Raw genomic sequence first — 18,928 nt, 5'->3', positions numbered from 1 at the left:
TTCATTCAAACTGCAACATCATATGGGCAATCTCTTCGTTTGTCGAATCGATACGTAATAGTTGTTCAAATATATCTTTTGCTCTTTCTCTTCTTCCCTCCTCAAATAAAAAGTAGCCAAAATCATATAAAAAGTTTGGATCATCTTTAAAAAAAGTATATGCTTCTTCATAATGATTTAATGCCTGATCATACATTTCAAGCTTTTGCTTCGCCTTCGCAAGTTCCCATTCAAATTGTGGATCATATTCGCCTTGATCGATCGCTTGTTGAATGACATGTACAACGTCTTCATACCGTTCCTCATGGAAAAGCAAACTCGTCTGTATAAACAATGCTTCTAAATAACCCGGATCAATATCGAGCGCTTTTTCAATGTACATCAACGCTTCCTCTCGCTTGCCGAGTTTTAATGCGATTTTCCCAACATATACGAGTAATTCTTTATTCCATTCATCTATTGTTAATCCTTCTTTTGCTATTTCGTAACTTTGTTGTATATCTCCTTCTTGTTCATACGATTTTGCTAAAAATAAATAAAGAGGCACATACTCGCGATCAAGTACTTTTAGCTCACTAAATTTCGCGATAGCTGTTTTATATGCTTCCGCTTGATATGCTGTAAATCCGTATTGAAATAACGTATGCACATCGAAACGTTCGTTTAATGCTTCTTCATAATAAGATAATGATCGTTCAAATTCACCAAGTAAGCTATATGCTTCCGCTATGCGCTGGGCAATGACAGTACCTGCGAGCGTTTTTGTTTTGTTTATGACTTGTTCATAATATAGCAAACTTTTTTGATATTGACCGGTCGTAAAGTATAACTCTGCTAATGCAAACTGAACGAGTGGTTCGTCTGGCATGTTTTCATATGCTTTTAGTAGTTTTTGTTCACTTACTTCATCTAATCCTTGCATTTGATAAAGGTCTGCCATTAACAAGCATGCGCGCACATAATATGGGTCATCTTCTTCTATGTCCATCAACAATTCGAGCGCTTCTTCTTCTTTATCCATCTCTGTATATATTTCTGCTAAAAAAAGTTGTAGTTCGCGTTCGTCTGGATAACGTGTAAGCAACATACGAACGAGCGATTCCGCCTCTTCTAACAATCCCCACGAAAATAGTTGGTCTGCTAACATATATCGCTCTTCATCGTTTCCGTTTTGTTTCACTTGTTCGGCAAGTGCTAATGCGCGTTCAACATCACCTTGTTCAACGAGTTGAACGATTTGATCTACTGTCTTCATCAATCTCACCCTCATCATTCATATCATCACGCTTTATCATACCACCGAACAAATAACCATGCAAAAAAAGAAGCTGATCCATCATAGAATCAGCTTTGCAAGGCATGCAAATGTTCAAAAAATGCCGGATATGACACCGCAATCGCTTCGGGACGTTGGAGAGTGACGTTTCCTTTTGTGATGCATGCTGCGATAGCTAACATCATACCGATGCGATGATCACCATAGCTATCAACAATGACATCGTTCGCATAAAGCGGTGTTTTTCCGTGAATAACCATCCCATCTTCTGTCGCTTCGATGTGAGCACCAAGCTTTCGTAACTCGGATACGACCGTAGCAATACGATCTGTTTCTTTTACTTTTAACTCACTTGCATCTGTAATGACGGTCGTTCCTTCTGCTTGTGTTGCTAAAAGCGCAATGATTGGGATTTCATCAATTAATCGTGGGATCATATCTCCTCCGATATGCGTTGCTTTCAACGTTGAAGTACGAACGGTAATATCGGCTACAGGTTCACTTTCTTCATGACGAACATTTTCAATAGAAATATTTGCCCCCATGTCTTTTAATACATCAATAATCCCTGTGCGCGTCGGATTCATTCCGACATGCTTTAATGTAATTTCACTATTTGGGACAATTGCACCAGCGACTAAAAAGAAAGCTGCGGAAGAAATATCACCTGGCACTTGTATATCAATCGCTTGAAGCGTTTGTCTTCCTGTGACGGAGACACTTAATCCGTCGACATGCACGTCCGCTCCAAACGCTCTTAACATACGCTCAGTATGATCGCGCGAACGATGAGGTTCAGTAACTGTAGTCGTTCCTTCTGCATGTAAACCTGCAAGCAAAATAGCCGATTTTACTTGTGCGCTCGCAACAGGGGAATGATATGTGATTGGCTGGAGTTGTCCACCACGAATGGCTAACGGTGTATAGCGCCCTTGTTCCCTTCCATCGATGTGCGCGCCCATTTGTTTTAACGGTTTTGTGACGCGATCCATTGGTCGTTTCGCAATCGAATCATCTCCGATTAAACAAGCATGGAATGGACAAGCTGCCAAAATGCCTAACAATAAACGTGTCGTCGTCCCTGAGTTGCCGACATTTAATATATGTGTAGGCTCTTTTAAACCGGCAATCCCTTTTCCTTCTACAATCACTTCATTTCCTTGTTGCGTAATTTCTACACCCATTTTTCGAAAACAATCGATTGTACTTAAACAATCTTCACCTGTTAGAAAATTTGTCACCCGAGTTGTCCCTTTCGCCAGCGCACCAAACATAACGGCGCGGTGAGAAATCGACTTATCTCCCGGGATAGCAATCTCTCCTCGCAATGCATGAATATTTGTTTTTAATTCCATCATTCCACCCTCTTTTACACAACGTGCGTTTCATAGTTTGTATTTGCTTCAATACAATGCTTTGCTCGTTGACGGTCATCTTCTGTTTGAAAGCTTAAACGAAGCACACCATAAATATCTTCGCGCGTTTCAATAATACGGATGTTTGTAATACTAATGCGCGCTTTTGCCAAATAACCCGTAATTTCAGAAATAACCCCTGGATAGTCTGGCACATCAACATACAAATCGTAAAAAGAAGGAATCGCTCCTTTCGTTCGAACAGGCAACCCATCACGAAACTGTTTCGCTTCATGAAAATATTGATAAATGCGTTCGCTATCACCGTCAGCAACGTATGTGCGGATTTTTTTCATTTCCTCGATCCAACGATCAAACAGCTGCAGCAACTCCTCTTTATTATGTATGAAAATATCACGCCACATTTCCGGATTGCTTGAAGCAATGCGCGTAATATCACGAAATCCACCTGCCGCTAATCGGCTCACAAGTTCATCTTCTCGCTCATACTGCTGTGCTTGATGAACAAGGCTTGCTGCAATGATGTGCGGAAAGTGGCTAATGACGCCAGCAATGCGGTCATGCTCTTTCGGTGTTAATGTAACAAAATGAGCTTTCGTTCCTTCAAGCCAATGTTTTAGTCGTATGACATCTTCTTCTTTCACATGTTCCGTTGGTGTTAAAATGTAAAACGCATTTTCAAACAAATGCGCACGCGCAGCTGCCACTCCACTTTTATGCGAGCCGGCCATCGGGTGTCCACCGATAAACGTCGCTCCTTTTTCTAATAACGGCAATGCTTGTTTGACGATGCGCTCTTTTGTGCTTCCGACATCTGTTACAATGACGTTTGGTCGCAACGAGAGATGAACTAAGTCTCGAAGCAATTGCTCCGTTTGAACGACAGGGGCAGCAAGCACGATGACATCCGCTTCACATGCCCCATGAGCAAACGACGGTACTGCTTCATCAATGACACCAAGCGAACGCGCCAAACGCAACGATTCGTCTGATACGTCATATCCGATCATTGTCGCGTTCGGATGCGCTCGCTTTATAGCAAGCGCAATCGAACCACCAATTAAGCCAAGACCCGCAATTAAAATGTTTCCTCGCAAAACTGCTCACTTCTTTCTTTCAACATGTTTGTTAAAACACGAATAATCGTTTCGTTTTGTTCCGGTGATCCGACTGTAATGCGCACAGCGGTCGGAAAACCGAGAGCGCATCCTGAACGAACAATGATGCCGCGTTGAAGCAAATACGTAAACACTTCGTCACCGCTAAAACCGAAATCAATTAAAATAAAATTCCCTTCCGACTTGTAGTAACGCAAGCTATGTTCATCACAAAATGTGTAGAATTGACTTAGCCCTTGTTTATTTTTTTGTGCACATTGTTCAATAAATGTTTGATCGTTTAATGCGGCTAATGCTGCCACTTGCGCCAGCCGAGATGTATTAAATGGTTCACGCGCTGGCTCGATTGCTTGTAAAATATGCTCGTGGGCAATGCCATATCCGATGCGGAGCGCTGCTAACCCGTATGCTTTTGAAAACGTGCGTAAAATCATCATATTTTCATATTGTTGAAGCAAAGAAACGGTATTTGGATAATCTTCCGCTTGCACGTATTCATAATACGCTTCATCAACAACGACGAGCACATGTTTCGGTACTTTGTCCAAAAAGGCACGCAAAGAAACGTCATTCACATACGTCCCCGTCGGGTTGTTTGGACTACAAATCCAAACGACGCGCGTATGATCGTCGATCGCTGCAAGCATCGCTTCTAAATGATGATGTCCGTCTTGAAGAGGAATCTCGCGCACTTCCGCACCTTCAATGACCGCATTATGGCGGTATTGTGGAAACGTCGGCGTAGCCATCACTGTATTCGTCCCTTTTTGTAAAAAGGCACGACAAACGATTTGAACGATTTCATCCGAACCATTTCCGAAAATGAGTTGCTTTTCATTGACACCAACGTGCGATGCAAGCGCCTCGCGCAACGCTCGGCTATATCCGTCAGGATACAAAGCTAAGTAATCAAGTTCTTTCATAATCGCCTGTTGAGCAAGTGGTGAACATCCGTACGGATTTTCATTTGATGCAAGTTTAATGACCGTTTCTAACCGATATTCACGTTTTACTTCTTCAATCGGTTTGCCCGGTTGATACGGTTTTAGTTGGTTCAGTTGTTGTTTGACTTTCATTTTTCCCCACCCTTTTCAATGGTTCAATAAGTGAAACGACATATTGAGAAAAAGCGATAAGCGCGTTTGGGCGTGTACGGACGTCGTTTAATTCATCTTGTAGCTGTTCAATTTTTTGCACAATGGCGCTACCGATGACGATGCCATCACACACGTGTTGTAGTCGATCTACTTGTTCAGCTGTCGAAATACCGAATCCGACGACAACAGGGACACGGCTATATAATTTCACTTGTTTCAAAAATTCGTGCAATTCCGCCGGCAACGAATCCCGAATGCCCGTTACACCTAACGATGACACGCAATATAAAAACGATTGAGCTTGCGATGCAATCATTGCGATGCGTTCATGAGACGTTGGAGCAACAAGCGAAATATAAGGAATTTTATATGCGTCACCTAATGTTCTCATATACTCGCTTTCTTCAAACGGTAAATCTGGAATGAGTACACCGCTCGCACCGTTTTGTTGCGCTAAAGCAAAAAAGCGTTCTTCTCCTAATTGTAACACAGGATTGTAATACGTAAAGACAATAATCGGAATTTTTACACCTTTTTTTCGCATTCGTCCAATGAGCTCAAGCGCTTTTGTTAACGTCATTCCATTATTCAGCGCCCGGCTCGCTGCTCGTTGAATAATTGGACCATCTGCAAGCGGATCGGAGTATGGTACACCAAGCTCTAATATCGTCGCACCTGCTTTTTCAAGCGCAATCGCTAAATCCATCGTCACGTCTTCAGATGGATCGCCAGCAACGATAAATGGAATAAAATGTTTCATCTCGGCTCATCCCCTTCCAAATAGTTCATGACCGTTTGCACATCTTTATCTCCTCTTCCTGATAAACAAACGAGAATCGTTTCGTTTTTTGGACGAAGAGGGGCGATTTGAAACGCTTTAGCAAGTGCGTGCGCCGATTCGATCGCTGGAATGATTCCTTCTGTTTCTGCAGTCATTTGAACTGCTGCAATCGCTTCTTCATCTGTGACACTTTCATAGCGAACACGACCGATATGTGCTAAATATGCATGTTCTGGTCCGACACCTGGATAATCCAATCCCGCTGAAATCGAATAAGGTTCCGTAATTTGACCGTGTTCATCTTGCAATACGTATGTGAGGGAGCCATGAATGACACCTTTTGTCCCTTTTGTTATTGTTGCAGCATGCTCAGTTGTATGCACACCTTTTCCGGCTGCCTCGACACCAATACATTCGACGTCATCCTCTAAAAATGGATGAAACATGCCAATCGCATTACTTCCACCACCAACACAAGCGATGATCGTATTTGGGAGTTTTCCTTCTACTTTTAACATTTGTTCGCGCGCTTCTTCCCCGATAATACGTTGAAATTCACGCACCATCATCGGATACGGATGCGGTCCAACGACAGAGCCAATCATATAAAAATGATCGTCACAATGCTCCACCCAATAACGAATCGCTTCGTTTGTCGCATCTTTTAGTGTACGATTGCCGCTTGTTACTGGAATGACTTGTGCACCAAGCAATTTCATACGAAATACGTTTAATGCTTGTCGCTTCACATCTTCTTCACCCATAAACACTTTACATTCCATACCAAAACGAGCGGCAACGGTCGCCGCAGCTACTCCGTGTTGACCTGCACCTGTTTCAGCGATAATTTTTCGTTTTCCCATTCGTTTCGCTAACAACGCTTGCCCAATGGCGTTGTTAATTTTATGAGCACCGGTATGGTTTAAGTCTTCACGTTTAAAGTACATTTTCGCCCCGCCTAATCGTTCTGTCAAGTTTTTTGCAAATGTTAAAGCGGTCGGTCGTCCCGAATATTCATACAAATGATGCATATATTCGGCATGAAACGAAGGATCAGCCAATGCTTCATGCAATTGGCGCTCTATATCAGCTAATGGACGCATTAATGTTTCTGGAACGAATTTTCCACCAAACATGCCAAAACGACCACGTTCATTTGGTAACGTCAACATGATTTCACCTTCTGTTCAATTTTGTTTATTTTTTTTTCGCTTTTTCTATCATTTTCTTCAATTCCACTACTGATATCGATCCCGAATGGTTCATATGCTAACAGCTGCTCAACGTTGTCTGGCGTAATACCTCCAGCGATGAAACAAGGCACACCTTGTTTATATGCTTCTTCCATGTATTGAGGAACATTACACCAATCAAATGAGATGCCTGTTCCTCCCCACGCTCCCTTTCGTCCGCTATCAATAACAAAACCGTCTGCAACGCCTTTCCATGCGCGCATATATGTCCACGCTTCTAGGTTGTGATGAATAACCTTCCAAACTGGAAGTTGAAACCTCTCTTTTAACTGCTGCACCGTCTGGACCGTTTCCATCCCATGACATTGAATAATGGATAATGGAACGTGCTCAAGAACGGAAGCAACGGAACAAACGGTTGGATGAACGAAAACCCCAACAATTTGTTTTGTTTCAAGTTGAACGACAGATAACCATCGTTTCACATCTTTCGGTTCGACTTTTCGCTTACTTTCTGCAAACACGAATCCGATATAGTCCGCTTTGCTTTTGGCAATAAGTTGCACATCTTGCAATGAACGATTTCCACAATATTTTAAAACGGTCATACATACCGCTCCCCAAACAATTCATAAATGGCCACATCGACAGCTGGCTTGCGCATAAATGCCTCACCAACGAGCATCGCATGGGCACCGGCTTGTCGTATCGTCTGCACATCGTCGTATGTGTGAATGCCACTTTCACTAACGATAATGCATGGAGGCAAAAGCGGAACAATTTGTTTTGTCACATGAAGCGATGTGTGAAACGTTGTTAAATCGCGATTATTGATGCCAATCACTTTCGGTGTGAAACGTTTTAAAATCGCTTCTACTGTTTTTTTGGTATGCACTTCTACTAAACATTGCAATCCCATTTCGTGCGCTTCTTCATATAATTCATGCAAAAAACTCGGATCAAGCGCTTCACCAATGAGTAAAATGGCATCTGCGCCAATGCGCACACTTTCGACAAGTTGTTTACGATCAATAATAAAGTCTTTACGTAAAATTGGAATTTGCACGTGTTGTTTCACTTGCGTCACGTATGACCGATGGCCAGCAAAATATTTTTCATCTGTTAAAACAGACACGACATCGGCACCTGCTTGCTCGTATGCGCGGGCAATATCAACGACATTCACATGTTGTCGAATGATTCCTTTTGATGGTGACGCTTTTTTCACTTCTGCAATCAATCCTAAAACGCGACGTGGCTTCGCTAAAGCGTCGTAAAACGAACGACGCGGAAGTTGTTCATATGTCTCTGGTAATTGTAACGATAAAACTTCTTCTCTCTTTGTTTGTAAAATCGCTTCAAGCATACATAGCACCTCGCAATCGCTGTAAATATGCATAAGCACGACCCGTTTCAATCGCTCGCTTCGCCATATCGACTCCTTCTTCAATATGTGATGCAACACCTGCAACATATAAAGTAACACCTGCGTTTAGTAAAACGATATTTGTCGCACTTTTATTTGCACGATTAGCAAACACGTGTTCAATGAGTTGCGCACTTTCGTTTACGCTATGAACGCATATATGAGACAAACAACCACGCTGTAACCCTACATCTTCTGGTGTAATGATGCGCTCAACGATATGGTCATGTTTGAGTTCAATTAATTGTGTTACCGCACTGATGCTACATTCGTCTAAACCGTCATCGCTTGTGACAAACACGGTATGTTCCGTTCCCATTCGTCGCAACGCTTCAGCCATTTTGCGCGCATCTTTTTTATCATGTACGCCAATGACTTGGCGTTTCGGTTGAGCTGGATTGACGAGCGGACCGAGCAAATTGAATACTGTTCGCATTTTTAAACTTTGGCGAACAGGGGCAACATGCTTCATTGCCTCATGATAAAATGGAGCAAATAAAAAAACGAGCCGATGTGTACGTAACGCTTGTTTTGCTTCTTCTTCCGTTTTCGGCATTGGGATTAGGAAATGCTCAATGACATTCGCGCTTCCACTTGTCGACGACACCGCACGATTGCCGTGCTTTGCGACAGCAACATCGAGCGAAGCCACAAGCAAAGCGACGGCTGTCGAAATGTTAAATGTCCCTTTTCCATCTCCACCTGTTCCACACGTATCGATCACTGGTTCGTCGAAAGAAACCGTTCGCATACGTTCACGCATGGCCCGAATAAAGCCAACAAGCTCATCAACCGTTTCACCACGAAACCGCAACAAAACTAAAAAAGCAGCTACTTGTCTTTCATCCACTTCCCCGCTCATCATCGCATGCATCGCTTCATACGCTTCTTGTTCCGTCAACGTTTGTTGTCCAGCACATTTATGCAAAAACCGTTCAAACATGTCGCTTCCCCCTTTGAAATACGTGCTCTGCAAGCTGAATCGCATGAATTAAAGCGCTCGCTTTATTTCGTGTTTCTTTCCATTCCAATGCAGGCAATGAATCCGCAACGATTCCCGCCCCTGCTTGTACGTATGCTACATTATTTTTTAATACAGCTGTGCGAATTGCTATACACGAGTCAATATTCCCGTCAAAACCAATATAGGCAACCGTACCTGCATATACGTTGCGTGCTGTCGGCTCTAGCTCTTGAATAATTTGCATCGCCCGAACTTTCGGTGCTCCGCTCACCGTTCCTGCAGGAAAAGCTGCGATAAGGGCATCAAGCGGATGAACGTCATCACGGAGCGTTCCCGTTACTTTTGAGATTAAATGCATGACGTGTGAAAACTTCCCGATTTGCATAAATTGTGGCGTACGCACCGTCCCATACATAGCAACGCGACCGATGTCGTTGCGTGCTAAATCGACAAGCATATAATGTTCCGCTCGCTCTTTCGGGTCATGAAGCAACTCGTTCATGAGCGCAACATCTTCTTGTTCATTTTTACCGCGGCGACGCGTCCCTGCGATCGGATCAATTTCAAGCTCCCTGTTTCGTACTTGAATGAGCTTCTCTGGGGAGCTACCGACGATGTGTTCTTCACCAATTTTTAAATAAAATAAGTATGGTGACGGATTTAATAAACGTAATAAACGATATAGCTCAAGTCCATCAATGGAAGTTTCAATCTCAAATCGTTGCGACAACACCGTTTGAAACACATCTCCGCTGGCAATGTACGATTGAATGTTTTCAACAGCTTCATAAAACATTTCGCGATCCATATTCGAACGAACTCGGTCAAATGAAACACATATATTTCGGTCGAACATCATATGTGCTTGTTCATCGTAGCCTTGAACCATTTGACGTGCTAGCTCATCGATTCTTCGGCAAGCTGCTTCATATTTTTCTACTTGTTTTGCTTCATCATCTGTTTCCGTTAAACGAACATAATGAATAAGTAATAGCTCTTTCTTTATATGATCAAAGGCAAAAAGTGTTTCACAAACGACAAAATGGACGATTTTCATTTGTAAGTCGTTATGTGCATGATATGGGACTTTCTCAATAGAAGAAATAAAATCGTAGCTTATATACCCGACAGCTCCTCCACGAAACGGAACGTCCAATGATAGTAGTTGAACGTTTAAATGATGTTGCATCGTCGCAAACGCTTCTTGGATTGTCGCCGTACACGCGAGCACTTGTTGTTTTTCTTTTACAAAAAATTGCTTGCCGTCATCACTTTCAATCGACATAAACGGACGAATGCCGATAAACGAATAGCGCGACCAAGGGGACATATCGTCTTTGCTCTCAAGCAAAAACGCCGCCTCATCACGTAACGCCACAAATAGCTGTATGGGTTGAAACGTATCTGCAAAAAAACGGCGCACAATCGGAATCGTTCGAAACCGGGAAGCTGTTTGTAAAAATGTAGCTATATTCATGATCGTTCTCCTTTCTTGGAGAATGAACATGAGGGGGAAACAAAGAGGAAAGTAAAAAAGCCTAAAGACGAGCGGCCTTTAGGCGTACGTATCCTAATGATCCTCTGCTCCGCTCTCACTCATTCTCTACTCTACTCAACTCTTACTCTACTCAACTAACTTATAAACCATCATATTATATGTCTGACTTTTTTGTCAACTTTAAATCTGGGCGAAGTTGGATAGCATCGCGTAAATATACGTGATGCATATCTTGTTGCGTTCGATTTGTATGTACGGTCATCATGACGCGAATACATTTTGGTAACGCGTGTGGAACGTTAATTTCACGCATACACATGACGGGCACATACGTCCAGCCGTCCAGATGACGCAACGCTTTTGCTGGAAACGTAGCGTTTAAATCATCGGTCATCGAAATGAGTACCGATACGACGTCTTCTGCTTTCACATCGTTTTGCTGTATCATTTCCGTTAACAATCGCTTCGTTTCATCTATAATTTCTCGTTCATCGTTATCGCTCACAGTCGTTGCCCCGCGAATCGCTCGAATCACATTTTTCCCCTCCTTCTTCGGCAAACGCGTATAACCATCTCAATAATTGCTCATCGTCTATACGCTCTACACATACCGTTCCAATCTCTTTCATTAACACCATACGCACCGTTTGATCTTTCGCTTTTTTATCTTTTTTCATTTTTTCGAGCAACCGTTCGGGCGATACGTGCGATGGAAGGGATGTTGGAAACCCGTAATGTTTAAACAGCGTTCGAAAAGATGAATAAAAAAGCGGTTGTTTGTAAAAATGTTCGCTTACAAAAATGGCAAATAGCATACCAAGAGCAACCGCATCTCCGTGCGTCATCACCCCATAACCAAGTTCACTCTCTAGCGCATGACCGAGCGTATGACCAAAGTTTAAATGAGCGCGAACACCGTGCTCTTTTTCATCTTTGGCGACAATAGCCGCTTTAATTTCAATTCCTTTTTGAATCGCGTATTGCAAACGGTCACCACGTAAATCATCGAGTTTTTGCACATTCGCTTGTAACCAGCCGAAAAAAACACGATCATAAATTAAAGAGTGTTTAATAATTTCCGCAAAACCTGACCGCATTTCCTGTTCTGGAAGCGTATGAAGCAAAGAAATATCGTAAAAAACGAGTTCAGGCTGATAAAAAGCGCCAATCATATTTTTTCCGAGCGGATGGTTAATAGCCGTTTTCCCACCAACAGCACTGTCATGCGCTAGTAACGTCGTCGGCACTTGAACGAATCGAATGCCACGCATATATGTCGCTGCGACAAAGCCTGCTAAATCTCCGACGACCCCTCCGCCAAGCGCAATGATTAATGAATCACGATCGAGACGGTTTGTTAATGCTGCTGTATGGCACGCGTAAAACTGTTCAAATGACTTCGCTTCTTCTCCACTTGGAATAATATGAGTATACACACGGTCATATGTTTGACGAAGAGCTTGTTGCACATCAGCTAAGTAAAGCGAAGCGACTGTTTCATCTGTAATGATAAGGACAGCTGTCACATGTGGACAAATACGATCAATCATGCGATCTATCATATGCAATAATTCATTCCCAATGACAACTTCATATTGTTTCGACGACGTAGCGATGTGAATGCGTTTCATCATTAAAACTCCTTTGCGTACCGGCGCATGTTTTCAACATTCTCTATAATGAGATCGATGCGATCTTGTCCAAATTGTTCGACAATGGCATTGGCAACTTCCCATGCTACAACAGCTTCCGCAACAACGCTTGCGGCTGGAACTGCGCAACTATCTGAACGTTCAATGCTTGCTGCAAACGGTTCTTTCGTTTCAATATCGACACTCATGAGCGGTTTATATAATGTCGGAATCGGCTTCATGACTCCGCGAACAACGATCGGCATGCCCGTCGTCATCCCGCCTTCAAATCCGCCAAGTCGGTTTGTTTTGCGCGTATATCCCGTTTCTTTGCTCCATATAATTTCATCGTGCACTTCGCTGCCAAAGCGACGTGCAGCTTCAAATCCGATGCCAAACTCAACGCCTTTAAAGGCATTGATGCTAACAATCGCAGCAGCGATTTTTGCATCTAACTTCCGATCATAATGAACATAGCTCCCAACGCCTACCGGAACACCTTCAACAATGACTTCAACAATTCCACCAATCGAGTCGCCTTTTTCTTTCGCTTCATCAATTGCGGCCATCATCTTTTTTTCCGCTTCCGCATCAAAACAACGAACAGGAGATTGTTCTGTCACTCGTTGCAACTCCTCAAGCGATGTATATGCGGTATTTTCCGCCTTTACCCCTCCAATTTCAACGACGTGGCTTGCGATGCGAATACCTAATTCCGATAAAATGCGCTTCGCTACCGCTCCAGCTGCTACGCGCACCGTTGTTTCACGCGCCGAGGAACGCTCTAATACGTTGCGCATATCACGATGACCATACTTGATCGCCCCGTTTAAGTCAGCATGTCCTGGACGTGGGCGCGTCACTTTTCGTTTCACTTCTTCTGTATCACTAGCGAGCGGTTCGATCCCCATAATGTTCGTCCAATGTTTCCAATCGCGATTTTCAACAACGAGCGTAATCGGAGAACCGAGCGTTTTCCCGTGACGAACACCGCTTAAAATCTTCACTTCGTCTTTTTCAATTTGCATGCGTCGTCCGCGACCATATCCTTTTTGGCGACGCGCTAAATCTTCGTTAATATGCTCCGCCAAAAGCGTCAATCCGGCCGGAACACCTTCAATAATTGTTGTTAATTGTGGACCGTGAGATTCACCAGCTGTTAAGTACCGCAATTCCCTCTCTCCCTTCATCTCTTTAAAGCGATTATGTATGAATATAGCACATTTTTTTGGTGGACGTAACCCCTTAATTGCACAGAAAGCGACCAAGTTCGGTCGCAACTACATTTTTCGATAAAAAAATGTATCTTCTACTTCAAAACCGTATGCCGCCGGATTAAAAATTTGTTCCGTGCTACCGACGAAAAATATTCCTCCAGGACGAAGAGCGCGATTAAATTTTAAGTACAACTCATGTTTTGCTTCTTCTGTGAAATAAATAAGCACGTTGCGACAAACAATTAAGTCGAAGTTCGTATCAAACGGATCGGCAAGCAAATTATGCTTTTTAAACGTGACCGTTCGTTTAATGTCATCGATAATTTTATAGTGAGACCCTTCTTTAACAAAAAATTTTTTCTTCACATCTTCTGGCACTTCTTGAAGAGAACGTTCCATATAAATGCCAAGCTTCGCGCGAGCCATGGCGTTATCATCAATGTCTGTCGCTAATACACTCACTTGCGATAATGGCATAAATTTAGACAAAATAATCGCTAACGTATATGGTTCTTCTCCTGTTGAGCAAGCGGCACTCCAAACTTTCAATCGTTTATTTTTTTCAAGAAGTTTCGGAATAATTTTTTTCTCTAGCACTTCCCATCGTTTTGCATTTCGGAAAAATTCAGATACGTTAATCGTCATACGATCTAAAAACTCATGAAACAACGCTTGATCATGATTCATTGCCCGAAAAAATTCATCAAAATTTTTAAATCCTTTCTTTTCATAAAGAGAAGTTAAGCGCCGTTTCATTTGGGCTTCTTTATATAACGCTAAATCAATACCTGTTTTTCGTTTCACGTTTGCAATAAATTGTTGATAATCACTCATTCTAAAAACTCCTCTTCCTTTTCTTTCATACATACAGTATAACGAAAATGTGAAAAAACAGGAATAAAAAAATAAAGATAGGCATGCGCCTACCTTTTTTAGTATATCCACTCGTTCATTAGCTTGTTGTAAGAAACGAGTTCTTCTTCTTTGAAAAATAGTTGAATTTCGCGCGCAGCGCTCTCTTTTGAGTCAGAGCCGTGAATGATATTTTTTCCGACAGTTAAGCCGAAATCACCGCGAATGGTGCCTGGTAACGCTTCTTGTGGGTTTGTTTTTCCCATCATTTGACGAGCTGTTGCGATAACGTTCTCACCCTCCCATACCATCGCAAATACTGGACCGGACGTAATAAATTCAACGAGCTCACCGAAAAAAGGACGCTCTTTATGTTCTGCATAATGTTGTTCAGCAAGTTCACGCGATACTTGCATCAACTTTGCACCGACAAGCTGAAAACCTTTGCGCTCAAAGCGAGCAACGATGTCACCGATGACACCGCGCTGTACCCCATCTGGTTTGACCATTAGAAATGTTCTTTCCATGACGAATTCTCCACCCCTGATACGTTATGTATTGGAATTGACTCCTCCGCAATTATACCATTTTGTATGCAAGTTAGCAATATTCGCCATGAAAACGTTTTAATTTTTCTTTTAATATTTTCGCTTTCCGATATATTTCGCAATGTTATAAAGTGCTGTCCAAGCGCGATTGCGCGGCAATTTTTGTAACGTATCAAGCGCTTTTTGCAAATAGCGATCCCCAAGCTCATACGACTTTTCGATCGCATTTGTTTGCTTAATGCGATCAATGACATTTGCCATTTCAAGATTTGTCGTATGTTCGTTTACTTTCATAATTTGTTCTTTTAATGTTCGTTCCCTCATGGCATACAAAACAGGGAGCGTTACATGACCTTGCGATAAATCGCTGCCTGCTGGCTTACCCAGTTGCTTTTCTGTCCCAATAAAATCAAGAATATCGTCTGTAATTTGAAACGACATACCGACGTAATAACCGAACCAATACAATTTTTTATGGACAGCTTCAGGCGCTCCTGCCACGACAGCGCCGAGTTGGCAACTTGCTGCAATGAGCAACGCGGTTTTTCTCTTAATTCGTTGCAAATAACGACGTAAATTTTGATCAAATCGGTATTTGTCGCTAATTTGCTCAATTTCTCCTCGACATACTTCAACAATGGTGTTTGCTAAAATGTGATGAGCGACTGGATCATCGATTTCACACATTTGCTCAAGCGCTCGGGCAAACAAATAGTCACCAACGTACATGGCAAATCGATCGCCCCATTTCGCTTGAATCGTCTCCTTTCCACGTCGCAACATCGCCCCATCAATCACATCATCATGGACAAGGGAAGCCATATGAATGAGCTCAAGAGCGACAGCTACCCGCTTCATCTTCTCAAAATGATACGTACCAAATTGTCCGCCAAGCAAAACAAACACCGGACGAATGCGCTTTCCTCCCGCTTCAAGCAAATGTAACGATGCTTCGTTGACGAGCGGATCGGACGTTTGCACCGTTATTTTTAATTGTTCTTCGATTCGGTTTAAATCTCCATTCAAAAACGAATACATCGCTTTTAGCTTCATCACTATTCACCTTAACGTCTATCAGGTTTATGTCCGAGATGCATCGCCGCCACTCCGAACGTATACGGTTTCACTTGTACGTCCACGAAACCGGCTTGACGAAACATATTTGCTAACTCGTCCATTCCCGGAAATTCACGTGCTGACTCTTGTAGCCACGAGTATTCTTCATAACTTTTTGCGAAAATCTTCCCAAAAAAAGGCATGACATAACGAAAATATGCATAGTATAATTGTCGAAAACCGATGAGCGTTGGCTGTGACGTTTCCAGACAAACGACTTTTCCGCCTGGCTTTGCTACACGATACATTTCTTTTAATACCGTCATATAATCAGGAACGTTACGCAATCCAAAGCCGATCGTCACATAGTCGAACGTATCGTCAGGAAACGGTAAACTCATCGCATTACCATGAACAAGCGTAACGTGTTGAAAACCGCGCTCTTTTACTTTTTCTTCCCCAACTTTTAACATATTGCGACTAAAATCAAGCCCATACACTTCACCACTAGGTCCAACGGCTTCGGCTAACGCGACTGTCCAATCTGCCGTTCCGCAACATACATCGAGCGCTTTCGCTCCCTTTTGTACATTCATTCGTTTCATCGTATCTTTTCGCCATGCGACATGACGTTTAAAACTAATGACTGAATTCATCCGATCGTAATGATCAGAAATTTTTTCAAATACACGATGCACACGTTCTTCTTTCGACTGTTGCATAAAAATCCCCTTCTTTCAACTGAAATCAAACGAGGAGATGAGAGAATCGCTCTTTTACTTCTTCGTGCACATGAAACGGGAGAAGATCTTGTAATTTTCGCTGACAGTGATCGATATAATCCATCAACGCTGTTGATTTCGCTCCATCACGATGAACACGTTTTAGCGCGAACAAGTAATACGCTAATTCTCCCCACTCATGAGCATGCACATGTTTCGCAAGTTGACGAAGCAAAGCGGATTCAATAACAGCGATGCAATGAAAGCGTTCAAGATCATCTGACGACAGTTGCTGCAGGCGAATTTTTTGTATATTGATCTCTTTAATCGCTTCGGCAAAGCGACGAATGAGTGAAATGTCATGTCGTCGCGCTAAAAATTCGTAGTACAATCCACTATATAGATCTCCGGCAAGCACCGTTAATTGCCTCTGTTGCATCATTTGTTGCTCATCTACTTCATCATGGGTGTCAAGGGCGAGTTGAATTAACATCATGGCAAACACGTGATCGAGTGCGATGTTTTCTTCCACTTGAGCGGAACGTAACATAGAAAGAGCAAACGATATGCGATCTTCATCTATGATGCGTGGTTGTATATAGCGATCTACATACGAATGGGCAATTGCCCGTTGAATGCGCGTCTTTACTTGTTCGATTTGCTGTTGCATATCCATGACTCATCACCCTTGCTTCCCAAAAACTCAAACTTTATTATATCATAAACCTTCTTGACGTTAACGATGATTTTTCGCATCAGACTGGATTTCGCCATGTTGCGTTTGAATAAGTGCTTTTCCACGTACTTTAATCGCTGATGTATGCTCTGTAAATTGGGCAATAAGCACTTCCCCTTGATCAAGCTTTTCAGAATGATGGAAACGCGTATCCGAACCACGCGTTAACCCGATAACATTCACTCCGTCCTCTAACGCCTTAATTACAACATAATCGCCTTGCATCATAATACCCCCCTATTTAATAAGCGCTAATATTTCCGCACGAGCTTTGTCATCTGTTTCTAGCGTTCCACGTACTGCCGTTGTAACTGTTTTAGCTCCTGGCTTTTTCACACCACGCATCGTCATGCACATATGTTCAGCCTCTACAACAACCATCACTCCATGTGGTTCGAGCGTCTCCATAATGGCGTCAGCTACGGTTGCCGTAATTCGCTCTTGTAACTGCGGGCGTCGTGCGACTGTTTCGACCGTTCTTGCTAGTTTGCTTAATCCTGTCACTTTGCCACCACGTGGAATGTATGCAACATGAGCAACACCGAAAAATGGAACGAGATGATGTTCACACATCGAATAAAATGGAATGTCTTTGACGAGGACAAGTTCTTCATGATCTTCACTAAATACCGTTTGTAAGTGTATTTTCGGATCTTCGTTTAAACCTGAAAACACTTCCGCATACATTTTTGCTACCCGCTTCGGCGTATCAAGTAAACCTTCACGATTTGGATCTTCACCGATAGCTTCTAAAATTAAGCGGACTGCCTGTTCGATTTGTTCTACATTCATTTGTTGCATCCTCCTAGCATTCAACTTCACGTAATCCGATTCTAGCATATAAAGATGAAAAAAGGCAAAAAAGAAGAGGTAGCACGCAACCGGCTACCTCTTTGGCTGTATGTAATTTCTTACTTTACAGCATCTTTTAACGCTTTCCCAGGTTTGAAAGCAGGAACTTTGCTTGCAGCAATTTCGATTTCTTCTCCTGTTTGCGGGTTGCGTCCTTTGCGCGCCGCACGCTCACGCACTTCGAAGTTACCAAAACCGATTAATTGCACTTTATCACCGTTTTTAAGCGCTTCTGTAATCGCATCAAAAACCGCATCAACTGCTTTAGATGCATCTTTTTTAGAAAGGCCGCTTGCTTCAGCTACCGCGTTGATTAATTCCGTTTTGTTCATGCCATTCACCTCCTCCCAAAGCGTATGTATTATACATTACTTTCAGTTGTTTACACTTTCTATTGTTTCTATACATTAACATGCCTTATATTAACTGATTCTTGCTCATAATTCAACATTTTTTCAGCAAAATCATGCAATTTGCCTATTATTCTCCAACGAGTCTAACATTTTCTGAATAAAGATTATCATATCGCTCTTTTTCACTGCAAGAAAAAATTTTCGTTTCAAAGCAAAAAAGACCCCAAACGGA

Annotated in this window: 21 protein-coding genes; all 21 read right to left on the bottom strand. The window is 42.5% G+C overall.

All coding sequences use genetic code 11. From position 1 onward, the window contains the following. Nucleotide 1 precedes the first annotated feature (1 nt). The 21 genes from HNQ82_RS01810 to HNQ82_RS01710 all read right to left on the bottom strand — a co-directional run bounded on the left by HNQ82_RS01810 (nucleotide 2) and on the right by HNQ82_RS01710 (nucleotide 18,675). Nucleotides 2-1,255, bottom strand: a complete 1,254-nt coding sequence (locus tag HNQ82_RS01810) for a tetratricopeptide repeat protein (protein ID WP_183246645.1) — start codon at nucleotides 1,253-1,255, stop codon at nucleotides 2-4. A gap of 89 nt (nucleotides 1,256-1,344) precedes the next feature. Continuing rightward, the gene (aroA, locus tag HNQ82_RS01805; RefSeq protein WP_183243104.1) at nucleotides 1,345-2,631 is read right to left on the bottom strand and encodes a 3-phosphoshikimate 1-carboxyvinyltransferase; all 1,287 of its coding nucleotides are present in this window, start codon (nucleotides 2,629-2,631) and stop codon (nucleotides 1,345-1,347) included. 14 nt (nucleotides 2,632-2,645) lie between these two features. Next, nucleotides 2,646-3,749, bottom strand: a complete 1,104-nt coding sequence (locus HNQ82_RS01800) for a prephenate dehydrogenase (RefSeq protein WP_183246643.1) — start codon at nucleotides 3,747-3,749, stop codon at nucleotides 2,646-2,648. Then, a complete protein-coding gene (gene hisC / locus HNQ82_RS01795; RefSeq protein WP_183246641.1) occupies nucleotides 3,731-4,846 on the bottom strand; it encodes a histidinol-phosphate transaminase in 1,116 nt (371 codons plus the stop codon). Before hisC ends, HNQ82_RS01800 begins: the two co-directional genes overlap by 19 nt. Then, nucleotides 4,788-5,627: a tryptophan synthase subunit alpha gene (trpA, locus tag HNQ82_RS01790; protein ID WP_183246638.1), complete on the bottom strand. Its 840-nt coding sequence runs from the start codon at nucleotides 5,625-5,627 to the stop codon at nucleotides 4,788-4,790. The genes hisC and trpA overlap by 59 nt, the downstream gene beginning before the upstream one ends. Continuing rightward, the gene (gene trpB, locus HNQ82_RS01785) at nucleotides 5,624-6,820 is read right to left on the bottom strand and encodes a tryptophan synthase subunit beta (protein WP_183246636.1); all 1,197 of its coding nucleotides are present in this window, start codon (nucleotides 6,818-6,820) and stop codon (nucleotides 5,624-5,626) included. The genes trpA and trpB overlap by 4 nt, the downstream gene beginning before the upstream one ends. Next, nucleotides 6,814-7,449 (bottom strand): phosphoribosylanthranilate isomerase, encoded by a 636-nt coding sequence (locus HNQ82_RS01780; protein ID WP_183246634.1) that lies wholly within the window; start codon nucleotides 7,447-7,449, stop codon nucleotides 6,814-6,816. Before HNQ82_RS01780 ends, trpB begins: the two co-directional genes overlap by 7 nt. After that, the gene (trpC, locus tag HNQ82_RS01775; RefSeq protein WP_183243093.1) at nucleotides 7,446-8,207 is read right to left on the bottom strand and encodes an indole-3-glycerol phosphate synthase TrpC; all 762 of its coding nucleotides are present in this window, start codon (nucleotides 8,205-8,207) and stop codon (nucleotides 7,446-7,448) included. Before trpC ends, HNQ82_RS01780 begins: the two co-directional genes overlap by 4 nt. Further along, on the bottom strand, nucleotides 8,200-9,210 hold the full coding sequence (gene trpD / locus HNQ82_RS01770) for an anthranilate phosphoribosyltransferase (protein WP_183246632.1): 1,011 nt from the start codon (nucleotides 9,208-9,210) through the stop codon (nucleotides 8,200-8,202). Before trpD ends, trpC begins: the two co-directional genes overlap by 8 nt. Continuing rightward, on the bottom strand, nucleotides 9,203-10,708 hold the full coding sequence (gene trpE / locus HNQ82_RS01765; protein WP_183246631.1) for an anthranilate synthase component I: 1,506 nt from the start codon (nucleotides 10,706-10,708) through the stop codon (nucleotides 9,203-9,205). The genes trpD and trpE overlap by 8 nt, the downstream gene beginning before the upstream one ends. 175 nt (nucleotides 10,709-10,883) lie before the next feature. Further along, on the bottom strand, nucleotides 10,884-11,264 hold the full coding sequence (aroH, locus tag HNQ82_RS01760) for a chorismate mutase (RefSeq protein WP_032099881.1): 381 nt from the start codon (nucleotides 11,262-11,264) through the stop codon (nucleotides 10,884-10,886). Then, complete coding sequence (gene aroB / locus HNQ82_RS01755) at nucleotides 11,224-12,363, bottom strand: 3-dehydroquinate synthase (RefSeq protein WP_183246629.1); 1,140 nt, start codon at nucleotides 12,361-12,363, stop codon at nucleotides 11,224-11,226. Before aroB ends, aroH begins: the two co-directional genes overlap by 41 nt. Beyond that, on the bottom strand, nucleotides 12,363-13,532 hold the full coding sequence (aroC, locus tag HNQ82_RS01750) for a chorismate synthase (RefSeq protein ID WP_183246627.1): 1,170 nt from the start codon (nucleotides 13,530-13,532) through the stop codon (nucleotides 12,363-12,365). The genes aroB and aroC overlap by 1 nt, the downstream gene beginning before the upstream one ends. A gap of 108 nt (nucleotides 13,533-13,640) precedes the next feature. Next, entirely contained in the window at nucleotides 13,641-14,411 is a 771-nt protein-coding gene (locus HNQ82_RS01745; RefSeq protein WP_183246624.1) for a CheR family methyltransferase, read from the bottom strand. Nucleotides 14,412-14,509: 98 nt separating this feature from the next. Further along, nucleotides 14,510-14,956, bottom strand: coding sequence for a nucleoside-diphosphate kinase (gene ndk, locus HNQ82_RS01740; RefSeq protein WP_032099885.1), 447 nt, complete (start codon nucleotides 14,954-14,956; stop codon nucleotides 14,510-14,512). 111 nt (nucleotides 14,957-15,067) lie between these two features. Continuing rightward, on the bottom strand, nucleotides 15,068-16,030 hold the full coding sequence (hepT, locus tag HNQ82_RS01735; RefSeq protein WP_055440650.1) for a heptaprenyl diphosphate synthase component II: 963 nt from the start codon (nucleotides 16,028-16,030) through the stop codon (nucleotides 15,068-15,070). 11 nt (nucleotides 16,031-16,041) lie between these two features. Continuing rightward, the gene (locus HNQ82_RS01730; RefSeq protein WP_183246622.1) at nucleotides 16,042-16,755 is read right to left on the bottom strand and encodes a demethylmenaquinone methyltransferase; all 714 of its coding nucleotides are present in this window, start codon (nucleotides 16,753-16,755) and stop codon (nucleotides 16,042-16,044) included. A gap of 25 nt (nucleotides 16,756-16,780) precedes the next feature. Beyond that, on the bottom strand, nucleotides 16,781-17,431 hold the full coding sequence (locus tag HNQ82_RS01725) for a heptaprenyl diphosphate synthase component 1 (protein ID WP_183246620.1): 651 nt from the start codon (nucleotides 17,429-17,431) through the stop codon (nucleotides 16,781-16,783). 60 nt (nucleotides 17,432-17,491) lie between these two features. Then, the gene (gene mtrB, locus HNQ82_RS01720) at nucleotides 17,492-17,719 is read right to left on the bottom strand and encodes a trp RNA-binding attenuation protein MtrB (RefSeq protein WP_004889838.1); all 228 of its coding nucleotides are present in this window, start codon (nucleotides 17,717-17,719) and stop codon (nucleotides 17,492-17,494) included. 9 nt (nucleotides 17,720-17,728) lie between these two features. Next, nucleotides 17,729-18,292, bottom strand: coding sequence for a GTP cyclohydrolase I FolE (gene folE, locus HNQ82_RS01715; RefSeq protein ID WP_032099890.1), 564 nt, complete (start codon nucleotides 18,290-18,292; stop codon nucleotides 17,729-17,731). A gap of 110 nt (nucleotides 18,293-18,402) precedes the next feature. After that, on the bottom strand, nucleotides 18,403-18,675 hold the full coding sequence (locus HNQ82_RS01710; RefSeq protein WP_003394524.1) for an HU family DNA-binding protein: 273 nt from the start codon (nucleotides 18,673-18,675) through the stop codon (nucleotides 18,403-18,405). Nucleotides 18,676-18,928: the final 253 nt, after the last annotated feature.

The organism is Anoxybacillus tengchongensis (genome assembly GCF_014201585.1).
GTDB lineage: Bacteria > Bacillota > Bacilli > Bacillales > Anoxybacillaceae > Anoxybacillus > Anoxybacillus tengchongensis.
This window is presented reverse-complemented; position numbering and strand designations above follow the sequence as displayed.